The organism is Microbacterium galbinum, from assembly GCF_023091225.1.
GTDB classification, from domain to species: Bacteria; Actinomycetota; Actinomycetes; order Actinomycetales; family Microbacteriaceae; genus Microbacterium; species Microbacterium galbinum.
The window spans coordinates 1,182,690-1,200,073 of sequence record NZ_JAHWXM010000001.1; the positions used below are offsets into that span (position 1 = coordinate 1,182,690).

A 17,384-nucleotide genomic window follows, 5' to 3' on the forward strand; every position below is an offset into this window, starting at 1 on the left:
ATGACCTTCGCTGCGCTCCAGCCTCTCGCCGATCGTGCCGCCCTCTACTCCGTGATCCGCCAGGATCAGCTCTCGGCCGCTGCCGATGCGCTGGGCGAGCATCGCTGGGACGCCGACATGACGGCGGGCACCCTCACCTTCACCGCGAACGCCGACCCCTCGCGTCAGCTCGTCACGCGTGCGCACCTGATCGCCACGATCGCCCCGGGGCCGCGCTCGATGCTCTGGGCCTGGGCGCACCCGCAGGGCGACCCGCAGGGCATCGCCGCGCAGCTGCGCGCCTACGGAGAGGAGCACGGCATCGCCGAACTCACCTCGGCCGAGGTGCCGTTCCCCGCGGATGCCTCGGGCGACGAGGACTGGATCGCCGCGGCCGCGCACACCGTCGGCGGCGTCGCGGTGGAACTCACCGGCCGCTCCCCGTACTACTCCGCTCCCGTCGGCGGCGGCACACGCGCCGTCTTCCTCCTCGACGCGCCGCTGCCGCAGCTCACCGTGGCCGACGCCATGATCGTCATGCCGCGCATGCTCGCGAGCTTCACCCTGCCCGACGCACGCACCTCGGTGTGGGATCTCGCCCGCCTCGCCGGCTGGACGCTCACCTGGACCGACGAGGCCTTCTCGGGCGCGACCGTCGTCGATGCGACGGGTTCCGCCACCTTCAGCTTCGACGAGCACGCCCGCATCTCGAACGTGCAGAGCTCGCTCGGCGGCCAGCGCTGACATCGTCCCCGGTCGCTCCGGGGATGCGCACTCCGCGCGGGCTGTGGGATTCTGATCCTATGAAGAAGGCAATCGTGCGCTTCGGCTCGCTCTACGTGTTCAACGTGGTGGTTCTGCTGCTGATCGGCCTGCTGCTGCGGGGCGTCTCGGTGGGATGGCACGCGTTCTGGGCGGCGATCATCCTCACCCTCGCCGCGCTGTTCGTGAAGCCGACGCTGGCAGCCGCCTTCCGCCGATCCGCCGCGAAGTCGGCCGCCGACCGTACGAAGGCGGGCGAGAAGGTCGTCCAGTACGTGCTCGTGTACCTGGTCGAACTGATCGTCTGGGCGCTCACGGTGTGGCTGAGCGGCGTCGACGCCCGCGGATTCTGGGGCTACGTGATCCCGCCGCTCCTGCTGCTGGTCGGGTGGATGATCTACGACCAGGTCGACGACAAGCTGCAGGCGAAGGCCTCCGAGGTCTACGACAGCGTGCAGGCGCGCGTGCGCCGACGCTGACGGCATCCGTCGAGCGGGATGCCGTCAGCGTCTTCGTTCAGGCGAGGCGCTCTGTCGCTTCGACCACGTTCGTCATGAGCAGCGCGACGGTCATCGGGCCGACCCCGCCCGGGTTCGGCGAGAGGAAGCCGGCGACCTCGGCCACGTCGGGGTGCACGTCGCCGGAGACGACGCTCTTGCCCGTCTCGGGGTCGGTCGTGCGGGTCACACCCACGTCGAGCACGGCGGCACCGGGCTTGACGTCCTCGGCACGGATGAGGTGCGCGACGCCCGCGGCGGCCACGATCACGTCGGCCTCGCGGAGGTAGCGCGGCATGTCGACCGTGCCGGTGTGGGTGAGCGTCACGGTCGCGTTGATGTCGCGGCGCGTGAGCAGCAGTCCGATGGAGCGGCCGATCGTGACGCCGCGGCCGACGACCACGACGTGCTTGCCCTTCAGGTCGTAGTCGTTGCGCAGCAGCAGCTCGATCACACCGCGCGGCGTGCACGGCAGCGGGGTGCGGATCGGGCTGTTGACGTTGAGCACCAGGCGACCGAGGTTCGTCGGGTGCAGTCCGTCGGCATCCTTCGCGGGGTCGATCCGCTCGAGGATCGCATCGGTGTCGAGGTGCTTCGGCAGCGGCAGCTGCACGATGTAGCCGTGGCAGTCGGGGTCGGCGTTGAGCTCGTCGATCAGCGCCTCGACCTGCTCTTGCGTGGCATCGGCCGGCAGCTCGCGCTGGATCGAGTTCATCCCGATCGCCTCGGACTGGCGGTGCTTCATGCCCACGTACAGCTGCGACGCGGGGTCCGCACCGACGAGCACCGTGGCGATGCCCGGGATGATCCCGCGGGCGCGCAGCGCAGCGACGCGCTCGGTCAGCTCGGCCTTGATCTCGGCCGATGCCGCCTTGCCGTCGAGGACGACCGCGGTCACTGCTGCAGGTCCGGGTAGAGCGGGAAGCCGGCCGCGAGCGCGTCGACGCGGGCGCGGAGAGCCTCGACGTCGGCACCCGGCTGCAGCGCCAGCGCGATGATGTCGGCGACCTCGGTGAACTCCGTGTCGCCGAACCCGCGGGTGGCGAGCGCCGGGGTGCCGATGCGCAGACCCGAGGTGACCATGGGCGGACGCGGGTCGTTCGGCACGGCGTTGCGGTTCACCGTGATGTGGATGTCGTGCAGCAGGTCTTCGGCCTGCTTGCCGTCGATCTCGGCCTCGCGCAGGTCGACCAGCACGAGGTGCACGTCGGTGCCACCGGAGCGCACGGCGATGCCGGCATCCTTGACGTCCTGCTGCGAGAGGCGCTCGGCGATCAGCGCCGCGCCGCGCAGCACGCGCTCCTGTCGCTCGGCGAACTCGGGGGTCGCGGCGAGCTTGAACGCGGTCGCCTTGGCGGCGATCACGTGCATGAGCGGGCCGCCCTGCTGGCCCGGGAACACGGCCGTGTTGATCTTCTTGGCGATGTCGGCGTCGTTCGTGAGGATGAAGCCCGAGCGAGGGCCGCCGATCGTCTTGTGCACGGTCGACGAGACGACGTGGGCGTGGGGCACCGGGTTCGGGTGCAGGCCCGCGGCGACGAGACCGGCGAAGTGCGCCATGTCGACCCAGAGCAGTGCGCCGACCTCGTCGGCGATCGCGCGGAACGCCGCGAAGTCGAGCGTGCGGGGGTAGGCCGACCAGCCGGCGATGATGACCTTCGGCTTGTGCTCGATCGCGAGGCGACGCACCTCGTCCATGTCGATGACCGAGGTCTCGGGGTTCACACCGTAGGCGACGATGTCGTAGAGACGGCCCGAGAAGTTGATCTTCATGCCGTGCGTGAGGTGGCCGCCCTGGTCGAGCGAGAGGCCGAGGAGCGTGTCGCCGGGGCGCGCGATGGCGTGCAGCACGGCGGCGTTGGCCGAGGCGCCGGAGTGCGGCTGGACGTTCGCGAACTCGGCGCCGAACAGGCTCTTCGCCCGCGAGATCGCGAGTTCCTCGGCGACGTCGACCTCTTCGCAGCCGCCGTAGTAGCGACGGCCGGGGTAGCCCTCGGCGTACTTGTTCGTGAGCACGGAGCCCTGCGACTGCAGCACCGAGACGGGCACGAAGTTCTCGGACGCGATCATCTCGAGGAAGGTCTGCTGACGCTTCAGCTCGCGGTCGAGCACCTCGGCGATCTCGGGATCGACCTCGGCGAGCGGGGCGTTGAAGTAACGGTCGGTCATGATGACGGGCTCCTCTGACGACGGATTCGAAGGGTGTTCTCATCGGCCCAGGCGCGCGGTCGAATTCCGTGGTCGGTCGCTCCCCGGTGGTAACCCACCCAGACGCCAGTCGCGACAGATCGAGCATACCGGATTCCCCCTGGTCGACTCCCCGCCGCGCGGCTAGGGTTTGTTCATGGTCTTTACACATCAGCTTTCGCTCGTCCCGGTGCCCGCCGCAGCCGTCGTGCACGAAGGACGGATGCCGATCACCGCGACGACGCGCGTGCACGGCTCCTCCCCCGCGGCCGACGTCCTGACGGCCGCGGCCGCACGGCGCGGCGCCCCTCCCCTCACCTCCGTCGATGCCTCCGCGCACACCCCGGCCCCGGGCGACATCGTGCTGCGCATCGACGCCGACGCCGCGGCATCCGAGGGCTACCGACTGTCGGTCGGCACGCACGTCGAGATCATCGGCGCCGACGAGGCCGGCCTGTTCTACGGCGTGCAGACCCTGCTGCAGCTGCTCCGCGAGGACGACGAGGGCTGGAGCCTGCCGTACGTCGAGATCGACGACGCCCCGCGCTTCACGCATCGCGGAGTGATGCTCGACGTCGCCCGCCACTTCTTCGACGTCGCCGAGGTGAAGCGGTTCATCGACGCCACCAGCGCACTCAAGTTCAACCGCCTGCACCTGCACCTCACCGACGATCAAGGGTGGCGGGTGCACATCGACTCCTGGCCGCTGCTCACCGAGCGGTCATCGGCGACGTCGGCCGGCGGTGACCCCGGCGGTTTCTACACGAAGGACGACTACCGCGAGATCGTCTCCCACGCGGCGTCGCGGCACATGGTGCTGATCCCCGAGATCGATCTGCCGGGGCACACCCACGCGGTCGGCGTCGCCTACCCCGAGCTCGTCGAGGCGCCGGTGCTCAACGACGCCCTCGTCGCGCAGTCCGAGACGCTGGGGCAGCCCCTGCCCGTCGCGGGAGAGACGTACCTCGGCTGGGGAGTCGGTCACTCGAGCGTGCGCATCCGCGAGGAGCGCACCTACGACTTCGTGCGCGACGTCGTGCGCGAGCTCGCCGAGATGACCCCGGGCCCGTACCTCCACATCGGCGGCGACGAGTCGCTGGGTACCTCGCAGGAGGACTTCGACCACTTCGCCGAGCGCGCGACGCAGATCGTCGTGGATGCCGGGAAGATCCCCGTCGCCTGGCACGAGATGGGTGCCGCCGACGGCATCGCCGAGGGCACGATCGGGCAGTACTGGGGCATGAAGGTCCCCACCGGTTCGCACGCCGCCGAGGCCGCGCACTTCGTGGAACGCGGCGGGGCGCTGATCATGTCGGCCGCGGATGCCACGTACCTCGACATGAAGTACGACGACGAGTTCCCCCTCGGCCTCACCTGGGCCGCCGTGATCGACGTGCGAACCGCGTACGAGTGGGAGCCCACCGCCGTGCTCGACGTGCCCGGTGCGGCGATCCTCGGCACCGAGGCACCGCTGTGGTCCGAGACCACGCGCACGATCGACGACGTCGAGCTGCTCGTCTTCCCGCGCGCCGCCGCGCAGGCCGAGATCGCCTGGTCGCCGCAGCATGGAGAGGGACGCGAATGGTCGTCGTTCCGCGAGCGGCTCGGCGCCCTCGCTCCGCTGTGGAAGGCTGAGGGGACCCGATTCCACCCCGTCGCAGACATCCCCTGGAGCGATCGATGAGCGTCCACCCCGCAGCGACCGGAAGCCTGGTCGTCCACTCCGCGCGCGTCGTGGATCGCGGCGAGATCGTCGACGACGCCTGGGTGCGCTTCGACGACGGCCGGGTCGCCGCACGCGGAACGGGCGCCGACTGGGCGCCCGCCGACGAGGTCGTCGACGCGGCATCCGTCGCCGGCTCCGGTGCGCTTCTCACGCCCGGCTTCGTCGACATCCACGGGCACGGCGGGGCCGGCGCATCGTTCGACGACGGCGTCGACTCCATCCGCACCGCGCGCGACCTGCACCGCGCGCACGGCACGACCCGCGCCGTGGTGTCGCTGGTGACGGCTCCGCTCGATGAACTCGCACGCAGCGCCGCGCAGATCGCCGACCTCGTGCACACGGATGCCGACATCCTCGGCTCGCACCTCGAGGGGCCGTTCCTCGATCCGGGGCACCACGGCGCCCACGACCCGTCGCTCCTGCGCGCACCGCTGCCCGATGACGTCGACCGGCTGCTCGCCGCGGGTCGCGGAACGATCCGTCAGATCACGATCGCCCCGGAGCTTCCCGGCGGACTCGACGCGATCCGCCGGATCGTCGCGGCAGGCTCCGCGGCCGCCGTCGGCCACACCGATGCGGATGCCGCCATGGCGGTCGCCGCGTTCGAGGCGGGGGCGTCGATCCTCACCCATGCGTTCAACGCGATGCCCGGCATCCACCACCGCGCTCCGGGGCCGGTGCTCGCCGCCGCGGCGGATCACCGTGTCGTGCTCGAGGCGATCGCCGACGACGTGCACCTCGATCCGCACGTCGTCAAGCTCGTGTTCGACGCCGCTCCCGGGCGCGTGGCCCTGATCACGGATGCCATGGCCGCAGCGGGGAGCGCGGACGGCCGCTACGACCTGGGCGCGGTGAGCGTGACGGTCGAGAACGGCATCGCCCGCGCTGTCGAGACGGGGGCGATCGCCGGCTCGACGCTCACCCAGGACGAGGCTCTGCGGCGCGCGGTCGCCGCGGGCGTCGCGCTCGTCGACGCGGTGCGTGCGCTGACCGAGACCCCGGCCGGAGCCGTGGGCTTCGCCTCGGAGCTGGGCGCGCTGCGCACCGGAATGGTGGGCGATGCCCTGCTGCTCGATGCAGAACTGCGCGTGGCGCGCGTGTGGGTCGGGGCGCGGCCCCGCAGGGCCTAGGTCCTTCCACCGCGCGCCGACGCGCAGCGCAGGCGGCTCCGGTCCCTTCGCGCGGAGAGAGTGGAGGGTGCCGATCCCCCCGGATCGGCACCCTCGGGTTCCCCCACGTAGAGAGGGGGGCCGAGAACTCCTCCCCCGAGGCTCCCGACCCGCCCGACCGATGCGTGAACCCCCTGCATCGGAGCCCGAACCCCGCCCCCCGGTGGAGTTCGTCGTGGCTGTCTCTACAGATGAGACGACGTGCAGCCCGATTCATTACGCGAACCTGGGAAAAAATCTGAGAAAAGTTCTGAGACTCGTGAATATCCGCTTCTGACCGGGCTTTTCTTTTCCAGACATTTTCGCCGGCGAACTCCGGCGAGGGCTGGCCCTCGGGCGAGTTCCGAGAGAGAATGGAGAACTCGCGTGATGATCCGGCCCATCGCGCGTCTCACTCTGTGAAGGCACATACCCGTGCCCCACGACCGAGGGATCACAGTGCACGAAGAGAACACTCCTCACATCGACGACACGATCGCCGACGCAGACCTCATCCTCCGCACCCGTTCGGGTGACACGGGGGCGTTCGGAGAACTCTGGCGTCGTCACTACCCCTCGGGGATCGCGGTCGCACGCTCGGTCACCTCGTCGATCGACCCCGACGACCTCGTGCAGGAGTCGTACACCCGCATCTACCAGGCGATCGTCAAGGGTGGCGGGCCCAACGGCTCGTTCCGCGCCTACCTCTTCACCAGCATCCGCAACACGGCCGCCGCCTGGGGTCGCTCGCGCCGCGAAGACGCGATGGACGAGCTCGACGCGGTCGCCGACCCCGACAGCACCGACCAGGCATCGAACGACGCCCTCGATCGCAGCCTCACCGCGCAGGCGTTCCGCAGTCTCCCCACGCGCTGGCAGGAAGTGCTCTGGTACACCGAGATCGAGCAGATGCGGCCGCAGGAGGTCGCTCCGCTCCTGGGCATGAAGTCGGGCGCGGTCTCACAGCTCGCGTTCCGCGCCCGCGAGGGTCTTCGCGAGGCGTGGATCCAGGCGCACCTGCGCAGCTCGGCCCCGGGCTCGGAGTGCCAGTGGACGATCGAGCACCTCGGCGCCTACTCGCGCGGCAATCTCGGATCGCGTGACCACCGTCGCATCGAGGCGCACCTCGACGAGTGCGCCCGCTGCATGATCGTGGCCGCCGAGGCGAAGGACGTCTCCAAGCGCCTCGCACTCGTGCTGCTCCCCCTCGTGCTCGGCGTCACGGGCGCCGCGGGGTACCTGGCGACCCTGCAGGGCGGTGGCGCACCGATCGTCGCTCTCGCGGCCATGCCCTCCAGCGTGCCCGGCGGCGTGGTCGCCGGCGACGGCGGATCCGGCGCCCTCGCGGCGGGCTCCACCGCCGGCGGTGCGGGAGCCGGCGGTGCCGGCGGAGCAGGCGGGTCGGCCGGCGGTGGTGCCGGCGGGTCTGCCGGTGGTTCGGCCGGAGCATCCGGCGGGATGCTGTCGGGCATGGGCGCCCTCGTCGGCGCCGGTTCGGCCGCTCTCGTGGTGGCCGGTGTCGTCGCCGCGGCGACGATCATCCCCGGCCTGGCCGGGGCGAACCCGTCGACGTCGCTGCCGAGTGCCGGCGACTCCGATTCGTCGTCGATCTCCTCGGACGTCGGACCGGACGCGTCGATGAGCACCGAACCCGTGGATGACGAGCTCGACGAGCCCGTCGAGAAGCCGAAGGACGAGACCGTTCCCCCGGTGGCCGACGACGAGACGGATGCCGACACCGGCACGGACGTCCCCGCGGCCCCCGTCGTCACGACTCCGGCGAATCCGGCTCCGGGCTCGGGCGGCGATTCGGGTCCCGGGACGGTTCCCACCCCTGCGCCTACGCCTACGCCCACTCCGACGACGCCTCCGGACGAGGAAGAAGAAGAGCCGCCCGTCGACCCCGTCGTCCTTCCCGAAGGAGTCCCGACGATCACAGGTGTGTCAGTCAGTTGCCTGCCGCCCTCTAGGGACGAGGTTCTCGAGACCACCGTCTATACCCTTCAGCTCTCAGGCGTGGCAGATGCGAAGGTCGTTGCGTATACCGGCCTCGACGCCGACGCCCTCGAGGAGAGTTCGACGGGGACAGTCAACACACAGGGCATCGGGACACTAGAACTCCACCCCGACGTGTTCGAGTTGTTCTGGGGCAACGTCTCCGTGGCCTACTACATCGAAGTCGATGGTGTTCGGAAGACAAGCGACCTGAAGACACCTGCGGTGTTGCTCAGCACATGGGTCGACCCGTGGGAGGTGCCGTGCGGCATTCCCGACGTGCCGTTGCCCGCGGATGTTCCCGAACTCGTGCCAGAGCAGCCCGCCGTCGTCGAGCAGCCCGCCCCCGTCGAGGAGCCGGCACCCGCTGAAGAGCCGGCCCCGGCACCTGTCGAGGACGAGCCCGCAGCGGCGACCGCTCCCGCCGAGACCGATGCCCGGGTCGACGCCGCGGTGACGCCCGAGGTCGTCGTGGTGCCGGACGAGGAGCCGGTTCCCGCCGAATAGACTGGATCCATGCCCCAGGATCCCACCCCCATACCCGGCGTCGAGCGCCCCGTCATCACGGTCATCGACGTCATCCGTGCCGTCGTGCTGGTGGTGGCCGTCGCCTCTCTCGCCCTCTGGGGCTTCGCCACCTGGGATCTCCCCTGGAGCATCGTGGTGGGCATCGGCGCCCCGGTCGTCGTGATCCTCGTCTGGGCGCTGTTCCTCTCGCCTCGCCCCGTGCTGCGGGTGCACCCGTTCCTGCGCGCCGCGGTCGAGCTGCTCATCTACGTGGGCGTCACGATCGCCTGGTGGTCGATGGATCAGGCCCTGGTCGGATCGGCCTTCGCCCTCGTCGCGATCGTCACCGGTCTCATCAGCGGACGACGCGCACTCGGATGAGCGTCCTCGCGCAGCTGACCGCGGCTCTCGGCGATCTCGTCGACACGCGCGCGGCTGCGCTCGAGGAGGCGAGAGCCGACCGCTCCGGACATGCCGCCGAGGGGCGCCCCCTCGCCATCGTGCACGCCGAGACCGTCGCGCATGTGCAGGAGACGATGCGCATCGCGACCGCCACGCGCACCCCCGTCGTCGTGCGGGGCGCCGGCACCGGCCTCGCCGGAGGCGCGAACGCCGGCGAGGGGGAGATCGTCCTCTCCACCGCCCGCATGACCGCGGTGCTCGAAGTGCGTCCCGACGACCTCCTCGCGGTCGTCGAACCCGGCATCCTGAACGCCGATCTCAACCGTCTCCTCGCCGAGCACGGCGTGTGGTGGGCACCCGATCCCGCGAGCCGCGAGATCTCGACGGTCGGGGGCAACATCGCCACCGGCGCGGGCGGGCTGCTGTGCGCCAAGTACGGTGTGGTGCGCGATGCCGTGCTGGGGGTCGACCTCGTCCTGGCCGACGGCCGCCTGCTGCATCTCGGCCACCGCAGCGTGAAGGGCGTCACCGGTCTCGACCTCACGTCGCTCGTGATCGGCTCGGAGGGCACCCTCGGCGTCGTCGTCGGCGCCACGCTCAAGCTGCGCCGCCGCGTCGTCGGCACGGTCTGCACCATCGCCGCGACGTTCCCCGACGTCCGCAGCGCCGCGACCGCCTCCGCCGCCGTCACGGCCTCGGGCGCACAGCCCGCCATCATGGAGCTGATGGATGCCGCGAGCCTCGCCGCCGTGCACGCCGTCCTCGACCTCCCCGCCCCCACGCCGGGTGCCGCGCAGCTCACGATCCAGACCGACGGGCCCGCCTCCGAGGCGGAGGCCGATGCGATCGCCGAGATCCTGCGCGTCCACCAGGGCACCGTCGCCGTGACGCACGACCCCGTCGAGGGCGAGCGCCTGCTGGCGATCCGCCGGTCGATGCACCAGGCGATGGCATCGCTGGGTACGGCCCTCATCGAAGACGTCTCGGTGCCACGCAGCGCGATGCCGGCGATGTTCGACGAGATCGCGCGCATCGAGCGGCAGTACGGACTCACGATCCCCACCGTCGCGCACGCGGGAGACGGCAACCTGCATCCGAACTTCCTGTTCGCGGGTGCCGAGACGCCCGCGCACGTGTGGCAGGCGGCCGACGACCTGTTCCGCGCGGCGATCGCCCTCGGAGGCACACTGACCGGCGAGCACGGGATCGGCACCCTCAAGCGCCGCTGGCTCGCCGACGAACTCGGCCACGACCAGTGGGAGCTGCAGCGGCAGATCGCGCGGGTGTTCGACCCGCTCGGCATCCTCAACCCCGGAAAGGTGTTCGCCCCCGATGCCTGACATCCACGTGAGCGCGGCGATCATCGACGACGGCGCCGGACGCGTGCTCGTCGTGCGCAAGCGCGGCACTACCCGGTTCATGCAGCCCGGCGGCAAACCCGAGCACGGCGAGACGCCCGCGCAGACGCTGCTGCGCGAACTGCACGAGGAACTCGGACTCGAGCTCGACGAGAGCGCGATCGAACCCCTCGGCCGGTTCGTCTCGGCGGCGGCGAACGAACCGGGCCACCGGGTGGTCGCCGACGCGTTCCGCACGACGATCGATCCGAGCGAGGTGTGCGTGCAGGCCGAACTCGAGGAGCTGCGCTGGATCACACCCGACGACGTGTCGGCGCTCCCCCTCGCTCCCCTCAGCGTCGAGCACCTGCTGCCGCTGGCGTGGCCCGCTCCGCATTGAGGCGTGGCCCGCTCCGCGTGGAGTGATGCCTCAGCCCTGACGCGGGCCCGCTGCTCGCACGAGCGCGCTCAGATGCCCTGCCAGGCCGGCTTGTTCGCGAACGTGTAGCGGTAGTAGTCCGCCTGCGCGAGACGCGATGCGGCGGCCTCGTCGACGACGACGGTCGCGTGCGGGTGCAGCTGGATCGCCGAGCCCGGCAGCGATGCCGTGAGCGGGCCCTCGACGGCGGCGGCCACGGCCTCGGCCTTGCCCTCGCCGAACGCGAGCAGCACGAGGTGGCGTGCCTTCAGGATCGTGCCGAGTCCCTGCGTGATGCAGTGCATCGGAACGTCGTCGATCGAGTCGAAGAAGCGCGCGTTGTCCTCGCGGGTCTGTGCCGTGAGCGTCTTCACCCGGGTCTGCGAGGCGAACGACGAGCCGGGCTCGTTGAAGCCGATGTGACCGTCGGTTCCGATCCCGAGGATCTGCAGGTCGACGCCTCCCGCGGCGGCGATCGCGGCCTCGTAGTCGTCGCCGGCGTGCTGGATCGTGTCCATCGCTCCGTTGGGAACGTGGATGCGGCGGGGGTCGAGGCCGAGCGGCTCGACGACCTCGCGCGTGATGACCGAGCGGTAGCTCTCGGGGTGGTGCGGGTCGATGCCCACGTACTCGTCGAGCGCGAAGCCGCGCACCTGCGAGAGGTCGCGACCGGCGAGCTGCACGCGCAGCGCCTCGTACACGGGGAGCGGGGTCGACCCGGTCGCGAGACCCAGCACGGCATCCGCGCGTGCGTCGAGCAGCTCGACGATCTCGGTGGCGACCAGGGAGCCGGCGGCTTCCTTGCTCTCGACGATGACGACCTCAGCCATGGAAGACGATCTCCTTCTCGGGGACGGCGGCGCCGACGAGCGCGGCACCGAAGGCGGCAGCGGGTGACCCCGCGGGAAGCATCTCGATGCGCTCATCGAGGTGGAGCGATCGCATGAACGGCGACGTCTCGGCATCCGCCTGCAGGGCCGAGCGGATGCCATCCTCCAGGCGCGGGCCGAGAGCGGTGAGTCCGCCGCCGATGATGACGGTGTCGACATCCGCGGAGAGCACGAGCACGCGTACGGCGGCCGCTCCCCCGTGGTGCAGTTCGGCGCGGAGGCGGATCGCGTCGGCGTCGCCGGCGTCGGCCGCCTCGATGATGTCCTTGACCGGGAGCGCGCCGGGCCTGCCCCAGGCCTTGGCGAGTGCGCCGCCGCCGCAGAGGGTCTCGATGCAGCCGCGCTGCCCGCACCCGCACACGCGTCCGCGGGGGTCGACGGAGATGTGCCCCACTTCCCCGGCGGTGCCCCGGGAGCCGCGGTGGATGCGGCCGTCGATCACGATGCCGGCGGCGACACCCGTGCCGAGGTTGAGGTAGGCCATGGATCCGGTCGCTCCGCGCAGCACGGCGGCGCCGAGCGCTGCGGCTTTGACGTCGTTCTCGACGCGGAAGGGAATGCCGAGCTCGGCCTGGGCGCGCGCGGCGAGGTCGAGCGACTCGACGCCGAGGTTGACCGCGTGCAGGACCCGCCCGCTCTCGACGTCGACGAGCCCGGGGATGCCGATGCCCACCGAGCCGATGTCGGCCATCGCGATCGCGTTCTCCGCGGCCAGCGCGCGCACGGCGAGCACGATGCTCTCGACCACGGCGTCATCGCCCCACCCGGTGGGGCGCCGCAGGCGTCCGATGATCTCGCCCGACGGCGAGACCGCGACGGCATCGATCTTGGTGCCGCCGACGTCGAGTCCGACGCGCACGGCGCCGCCCGCGGACTCGCCGGCGCCTCGACGAGTCGCGAGCTCCGGGATGCCGGGGCTCGGGGTCGTACGGGTCACGAGACTCCCAGCTGGCCCGAGAGCACCATCACCGCGGCTCCGCGGAGGACGATGTCGTCCTGCACGGTGAGGCGGATGAGAGCGTCCTCGAACACGCCTTCCAGCGTGCGGGCGTGCAGGGTCTCGACGGCCGCGTCGATGAGGATGCCGTCGAGCAGGTCGGCGGGACCCGAGAGCACGACCTCCGAGAGGTCGAGGGCGGCGACGATCGGGGCGATGGCGATCGCCATGCGGGTGCCGGCGTCGCGGAGGATCTCGTCGCGGGCCGACGGGTCGGCGGCGACGGCCTCGCTCAGGCGCGTCTCGCTCAGCCATGCCTCCAGGCATCCGTCCTTCCCGCAGGCGCAGCGCGGACCCCCGTCGGTGCCGACCGTGACGTGACCGATCTCACCGGCGGCGAAGCGGCTGCCGAGCAGCGGCTGGCTGCCGGTGATGAGACCGGCGCCGACACCGCGGCCGATCTTGATGAGCATGAAGTCGGCCTTCGCCTCGCCGAAGGTGTACTCGGCCAGCACGGCGGCGTTGGCGTCGTTGCGGGCGAGCACGGGGAGGTCGAGGTCGGCGCCGAGCTTGGCCTCGAGGGGGAAGCTCGTCCAGCCCAGGTTCGGCGAGCTCAGCACGATGCCGTCGGGGCGCACGACACCGGGGGTGCCGATGCCGACGCCGAGCAGCGGGCGCGTCGAGGCGGCGACCAGCGAGCGTGCGAGCTCGAGCGTGGCGGCGTAGGCCGCGTCGCCGTCGGCGGACTCGGGCCGCGGCACCTCGCGGCGCTCGAGCACGTCGCCGTCGAGGCTGAGCACGGCTCCGATGAACGCGTGCGGGCCCGAGAGGTCGAGCCCGAGGATCTGGTGGCCGACGCGGTCGATGTCGATGAGGATCGGCGGCTTGCCGGGACCGGCGGTCTCGCGCACGCCCATCTCGATGACGATCCCGTCGGCGATGAACTCGGCCACGAGGTCGGAGATGGTGACCCGCGTGAGGCCCGTTTCGCGCGAGAGGTCCGCTCGGCTCATCGCGCCGGCGTGGTACAGCGTCTGCAGCACGAGGGCGCGATTGTGCCCGCGCGCGTGCTCGGGGAGGACCTTCGACCGCGAGCGCAGGTGGCGGCCGGGTCCGAAGGCGTGCGTATTCGCATCGACGTACTCCGACGACGATGCGGGGCGCTGTTCATCCGACACGGACATGTTTGTTAGTAGACCTTACGAACATAATTTACGCAACCCCGCTCGCCGAGCGAGTCCGCGAGGTTACCGAAACGTTACTTCTGTGTGACGGCCTCGTCGGGAGCCGTTTCCGCCCCCGTGACGAGGCGTGCGACGAGGCCCGCGACGATCTGCTCGCGGGCCTCGATCGTCATCGGTTTGCCCGGCACGCCGGGTCGCCGCTGCACGGGCGAGGGACCGTCAGGGGAACGGTACCGCACCCCGGCGGCCGCGAGGCGCCGCAGGTGCGTGGGGAGCCGGCGCGCGAAGTCGTCGAACGGCGCGGGATCCCCACCCTCCCAGAGCCGCTCGGCGATCGCCGCGAGGCGCGGGAACATCGCGAAGTCCACACGGTCGCGCGTGGGCAGGTGCTCTGTCCAGACGTTCGCCTGCCCGCCGACCGCGCCCTCCTCGATCCGCAGCGTGTAGCTGCGCTCGATGGTCAGCGGCGGCCCGACGCGGATGGGCTCCTCGACCGAATCCGCCTGCGCATAGTCGAGGTACACCTCGAGGTCGGGACAGGCGATGACCGGGATGCCGCGGCGCACCGCTTCGCGCATCGCCACGGGGCCGCGCCAGGCGAGGATGCGTACTCCCTCGGGAACATCGCCCTCGAGCACCTCGTCCCAGGCGAGCGCGGTGCGACCGCGGCTGCGCACGTGAGCGGCGAAGTGCGCGGTGAACCAGGGCTGCACGTCGTGCGGGTCGGCGAGACCGAGCTCGGCCATGCGCGCCTGCGCCGCCGGGCTCTCCGCCCATTCGGTGACCGGCACCTCGTCGCCGCCGATGCCGATCCACTCCGCGTCGAACACGTCGCAGAGCGCATCGATGGCCGCCCGCCCGAAGGCGAGCGACGCTTCGGTCGGCGCGAGCGTGCGCGGGTTCACGCCGAAGCGCTGCCAGGGGCCGGTGATCGGCTCGCCCACGTCGACGTTGCCGAGTTCGGGGTAGGCCGCGAGAGCCGCCTGGATGTGACCGGGCAGCTCGACCTCCGGCACCAGCGTGACGAAGCGCTCCGCCGCGTAGGCGACGAGTTCGCGCAGCTCGGCCTGCGTGTAGAAGCCCTCGTGCACGCCCGGCTCCACGGTCGCGAGCGGGCCATGGCCGCGCTGCGTGGCCTCGCGCCGTGCGCCGATCCCGGTCAGACGGGGATATCCCGGCACCTCGAAGCGCCAGCCCTGGTCATCGGTGAGGTGCAGGTGGAGCACGGTGAGGTGGTGATCGGCGAGGAGGTCGATGAGGCGGCGTACGTCGTCGGCCGGACGGAAGTGCCGGGCGACGTCGAGCATCGCCCCGCGCCAGCCGTACGCCGGCGAGCCCTGCCAGACGCCGGCCGGGATCACGGCGTCCGCCTCCGCCTCCGCATCGGGATCGCGCAGCTGACGCAGCACGGTCGCGCCACGGAAGACGCCGGCCGGTGTCGCGCCGACGATCTCGATCCCCCCGGCATCGACCGACAGGCGGAAGGCCTCGGCGCCGATGCGCCCCTCGGAATCGGGAGCCTCGGCCAGCGCGGCATCGACGCGGAGTCGGATGGCGGGAACCGCCTCACCCCGGTCCTCCGCCCGTTCGCCGCCGCCGAGCCGGCGGATCGCGGCGACCAGGTCGTCCGCTCCGACGACCGGCGTGCGCGTGGACCACCGGAACCCCGTCGTGTTCTCGTCGATGTGCGCGGCGATCCGGGGCACGGTCGCGCGGTGGGGCGCCGGCGGCATGCGCAGCGCCCGACCGGGGGTGGCGCCCGTGACCGCGCCGTCCGCCACGACCGGCACTCCCCCGACCAGCACCTCGACCACGCCCACGGGCGGGTGGAGAGGAGACTCGAACGTGGCCCCCGCGGCGATCGTCCGTGCGTCGAAGAGGACGAGGTCGGCGGTCGCCCGCTCGCGGATCACGCCTCGGGGCGCATCGCCGCGGTCGAGGCCGAGGCGCTGCGCGGGTGTACCCGACAGATGCCGCACGCCCTCCTCGAGCGTGAGGATGCCGAGCTCGCGCACGTAGTGACCCAGATAGCGGGCGAAGGTGCCGCGTCCCCGCGGGTGAGGTCGCGCACCGATCAGGATGCCGTCGCTCCCCGCCGTGTGCCGCGGATGGCGCATGATCGCCTGCACGTTGGCCTCGTCGCCGATGTGCATGAGGATGCCCGTGGCTCCGGCATCCGCGATGATCGTGTCGAGCACCACGTCGACCGCGCGACGACCCTCGGTCGCGGCGATCTCGGCGATGGTGCGTCCCACGAGGTCGCCCAGCTCCGGGTTGGCGGTGCCGGAGATCTGGATCTGCGTCCAGTCCGCCCGCTCCCCGTGGAACCCGTCGCAGCCGATCTCCTCGAGCTCGACCCGCACGCGCTCGCGTCCGGCGTCGTCGAGGTCTGCGAGCGTGCGCAGCAGCGAGCCGGTCTCGGAGAGCCGACTCGGAAGGAGCGCAGCGAGCGTCGTCGCCCCCGGCAGGTAGGGATAGGTGTCGAGCGTCGCATCCACGCCGTCGGCGATCGCCTGATCGATGAGTTCGAGAAGGTCGCGTGCGCGCCCGCGGTTCGGGGCGAAGTTCATGGTCGCGTGCGTGAGGTGGATCGGGCACCCGGTGCGCCGGCCGATGTCGAGCGCCTCACGATAGGCATCGAGCGCGGATCCGCCGTAGCTGCGCGTGTGCGGGGCCCAGTATCCGCCGCGTTCGGCCACGACCCGGCACAGCGCCTCGAGCTCGTCGGTGTCGGCGTACATCCCCGGCGTGTAGGTGAGACCGCTCGACATGCCGAAGGCGCCCGCGTCGAGGCAGTCGGCGAGCAGCGCGCGCATCCGAGCGATCTCGTCGCTCGTCGCCGGACGGTTCTCGTGACCCACCACGATCATCCGCAGGTTGCCCTGCGGCACCAGCATCGCGGCGTTCGCGACGGATGCGCGATCGATCGCGTCGAGCAGATCGGCGACGGTTCGCCACGGCGCGGTGGTCGGCCCGTTCCAGCCGGCGATCTGCGCGGCGATCACGGGTGCGGTCGCGTCGTCGAGCGGCGCGTAGCCGAGTCCGTCCTGGCCGATGACCTCGGTGGTGACCCCCTGCAGGATCTTCGCGTCGTGCGCGGCGCCGGCGAGCACCGCGAGGTCGCTGTGGGCGTGCATGTCGATGAACCCCGGTGCGAGCACGAGTCCGCGGGCGTCGACCTCGATCGCCCCCTCGGGCAGCACGAGGGTCGGCGACTCCGCGCCCTCCCGCACCACCGCGACCACGCGCGCGCCCTCGACCGCGACGTCGGCGACGAAGCGATCCGCACCCGTGCCGTCGACCACGGTCGCCCCACGGTACACGCGCACTCGACCCTGCGCGGCCTTGTCGGCGCTGAGCACCAGGGCCTCTCCGGGGGCTCCGTCCACGGCATCCGCAATTTGTTGAGGCATCT

General features: G+C 71.4%; 14 protein-coding genes and 1 riboswitch. Of the genes, 8 read left to right on the forward strand and 6 right to left on the reverse strand.

The window, feature by feature from the left end; all coding sequences use genetic code 11:
• Both KZC52_RS05805 and KZC52_RS05810 read left to right on the forward strand, forming a co-directional pair.
• A complete protein-coding gene (locus KZC52_RS05805) occupies window positions 1-723 on the forward strand; it encodes a DUF6882 domain-containing protein (RefSeq protein ID WP_247623105.1) in 723 nt (240 codons plus the stop codon).
• 59 nt (window positions 724-782) lie between these two features.
• Entirely contained in the window at window positions 783-1,220 is a 438-nt protein-coding gene (locus KZC52_RS05810) for a hypothetical protein (protein ID WP_247623106.1), read from the forward strand.
• Window positions 1,221-1,257: 37 nt separating this feature from the next.
• Here KZC52_RS05810 and KZC52_RS05815 read toward each other — a convergent pair whose 3' ends face one another.
• Both KZC52_RS05815 and glyA read right to left on the reverse strand, forming a co-directional pair.
• Window positions 1,258-2,136 (reverse strand): bifunctional methylenetetrahydrofolate dehydrogenase/methenyltetrahydrofolate cyclohydrolase, encoded by an 879-nt coding sequence (locus KZC52_RS05815; RefSeq protein ID WP_247623107.1) that lies wholly within the window; start codon window positions 2,134-2,136, stop codon window positions 1,258-1,260.
• On the reverse strand, window positions 2,133-3,407 hold the full coding sequence (gene glyA, locus KZC52_RS05820) for a serine hydroxymethyltransferase (protein WP_247623108.1): 1,275 nt from the start codon (window positions 3,405-3,407) through the stop codon (window positions 2,133-2,135). The genes KZC52_RS05815 and glyA overlap by 4 nt, the downstream gene beginning before the upstream one ends.
• Window positions 3,408-3,445: 38 nt before the next feature.
• Window positions 3,446-3,530, reverse strand: a riboswitch (ZMP/ZTP riboswitch).
• Between the two features lie 52 nt (window positions 3,531-3,582).
• Between glyA and KZC52_RS05825 the strand changes: the two genes are divergently transcribed.
• From KZC52_RS05825 to KZC52_RS05850, 6 genes are all read left to right on the forward strand, one after another.
• Window positions 3,583-5,109, forward strand: coding sequence for a beta-N-acetylhexosaminidase (locus KZC52_RS05825; protein WP_247623109.1), 1,527 nt, complete (start codon window positions 3,583-3,585; stop codon window positions 5,107-5,109).
• Complete coding sequence (locus KZC52_RS05830) at window positions 5,106-6,281, forward strand: N-acetylglucosamine-6-phosphate deacetylase (protein WP_247623110.1); 1,176 nt, start codon at window positions 5,106-5,108, stop codon at window positions 6,279-6,281. Before KZC52_RS05825 ends, KZC52_RS05830 begins: the two co-directional genes overlap by 4 nt.
• Before the next feature lie 477 nt (window positions 6,282-6,758).
• The gene (locus KZC52_RS05835) at window positions 6,759-8,801 is read left to right on the forward strand and encodes a sigma-70 family RNA polymerase sigma factor (RefSeq protein ID WP_247623111.1); all 2,043 of its coding nucleotides are present in this window, start codon (window positions 6,759-6,761) and stop codon (window positions 8,799-8,801) included.
• A gap of 9 nt (window positions 8,802-8,810) precedes the next feature.
• On the forward strand, window positions 8,811-9,182 hold the full coding sequence (locus tag KZC52_RS05840; protein WP_247623112.1) for a YrdB family protein: 372 nt from the start codon (window positions 8,811-8,813) through the stop codon (window positions 9,180-9,182).
• The gene (locus KZC52_RS05845) at window positions 9,179-10,543 is read left to right on the forward strand and encodes an FAD-binding oxidoreductase (RefSeq protein WP_247623113.1); all 1,365 of its coding nucleotides are present in this window, start codon (window positions 9,179-9,181) and stop codon (window positions 10,541-10,543) included. Before KZC52_RS05840 ends, KZC52_RS05845 begins: the two co-directional genes overlap by 4 nt.
• Window positions 10,536-10,940 carry an NUDIX hydrolase gene (locus tag KZC52_RS05850; RefSeq protein WP_247623114.1) on the forward strand — a complete coding sequence of 135 codons (405 nt, stop codon included), beginning with the start codon at window positions 10,536-10,538 and terminating at the stop codon, window positions 10,938-10,940. The genes KZC52_RS05845 and KZC52_RS05850 overlap by 8 nt, the downstream gene beginning before the upstream one ends.
• A 68-nt stretch (window positions 10,941-11,008) precedes the next feature.
• Here KZC52_RS05850 and KZC52_RS05855 read toward each other — a convergent pair whose 3' ends face one another.
• From KZC52_RS05855 to KZC52_RS05870, 4 genes are all read right to left on the reverse strand, one after another.
• The gene (locus KZC52_RS05855; RefSeq protein WP_247623115.1) at window positions 11,009-11,788 is read right to left on the reverse strand and encodes a glucosamine-6-phosphate deaminase; all 780 of its coding nucleotides are present in this window, start codon (window positions 11,786-11,788) and stop codon (window positions 11,009-11,011) included.
• The gene (locus tag KZC52_RS05860) at window positions 11,781-12,707 is read right to left on the reverse strand and encodes an ROK family protein (RefSeq protein ID WP_247624717.1); all 927 of its coding nucleotides are present in this window, start codon (window positions 12,705-12,707) and stop codon (window positions 11,781-11,783) included. Before KZC52_RS05860 ends, KZC52_RS05855 begins: the two co-directional genes overlap by 8 nt.
• Window positions 12,708-12,781: 74 nt before the next feature.
• Window positions 12,782-13,969, reverse strand: a complete 1,188-nt coding sequence (locus tag KZC52_RS05865; RefSeq protein WP_247623116.1) for an ROK family transcriptional regulator — start codon at window positions 13,967-13,969, stop codon at window positions 12,782-12,784.
• 74 nt (window positions 13,970-14,043) lie between these two features.
• On the reverse strand, window positions 14,044-17,382 hold the full coding sequence (locus tag KZC52_RS05870; protein WP_247623117.1) for a family 20 glycosylhydrolase: 3,339 nt from the start codon (window positions 17,380-17,382) through the stop codon (window positions 14,044-14,046).
• Between the last annotated feature and the right edge of the window lie 2 nt (window positions 17,383-17,384).

Bases quoted from the DNA above. Each gene is read 5' to 3' on its own strand.
- KZC52_RS05805 (WP_247623105.1), top strand. From the start codon at position 1: ATGACCTTCGCTGCGCTCCAGCCTCTCGCCGATCGTGCCGCCCTCTAC.
- KZC52_RS05810 (WP_247623106.1), top strand. From the start codon at position 783: ATGAAGAAGGCAATCGTGCGCTTCGGCTCGCTCTACGTGTTCAACGTG.
- glyA (WP_247623108.1), bottom strand. From the start codon at position 3,407: ATGACCGACCGTTACTTCAACGCCCCGCTCGCCGAGGTCGATCCCGAG.
- KZC52_RS05825 (WP_247623109.1), top strand. From the start codon at position 3,583: ATGGTCTTTACACATCAGCTTTCGCTCGTCCCGGTGCCCGCCGCAGCC.
- KZC52_RS05830 (WP_247623110.1), top strand. From the start codon at position 5,106: ATGAGCGTCCACCCCGCAGCGACCGGAAGCCTGGTCGTCCACTCCGCG.
- KZC52_RS05840 (WP_247623112.1), top strand. From the start codon at position 8,811: ATGCCCCAGGATCCCACCCCCATACCCGGCGTCGAGCGCCCCGTCATC.
- KZC52_RS05845 (WP_247623113.1), top strand. From the start codon at position 9,179: ATGAGCGTCCTCGCGCAGCTGACCGCGGCTCTCGGCGATCTCGTCGAC.
- KZC52_RS05850 (WP_247623114.1), top strand. From the start codon at position 10,536: ATGCCTGACATCCACGTGAGCGCGGCGATCATCGACGACGGCGCCGGA.
- KZC52_RS05855 (WP_247623115.1), bottom strand. From the start codon at position 11,788: ATGGCTGAGGTCGTCATCGTCGAGAGCAAGGAAGCCGCCGGCTCCCTG.
- KZC52_RS05865 (WP_247623116.1), bottom strand. From the start codon at position 13,969: ATGTCCGTGTCGGATGAACAGCGCCCCGCATCGTCGTCGGAGTACGTC.
- KZC52_RS05870 (WP_247623117.1), bottom strand. From the start codon at position 17,382: ATGCCTCAACAAATTGCGGATGCCGTGGACGGAGCCCCCGGAGAGGCC.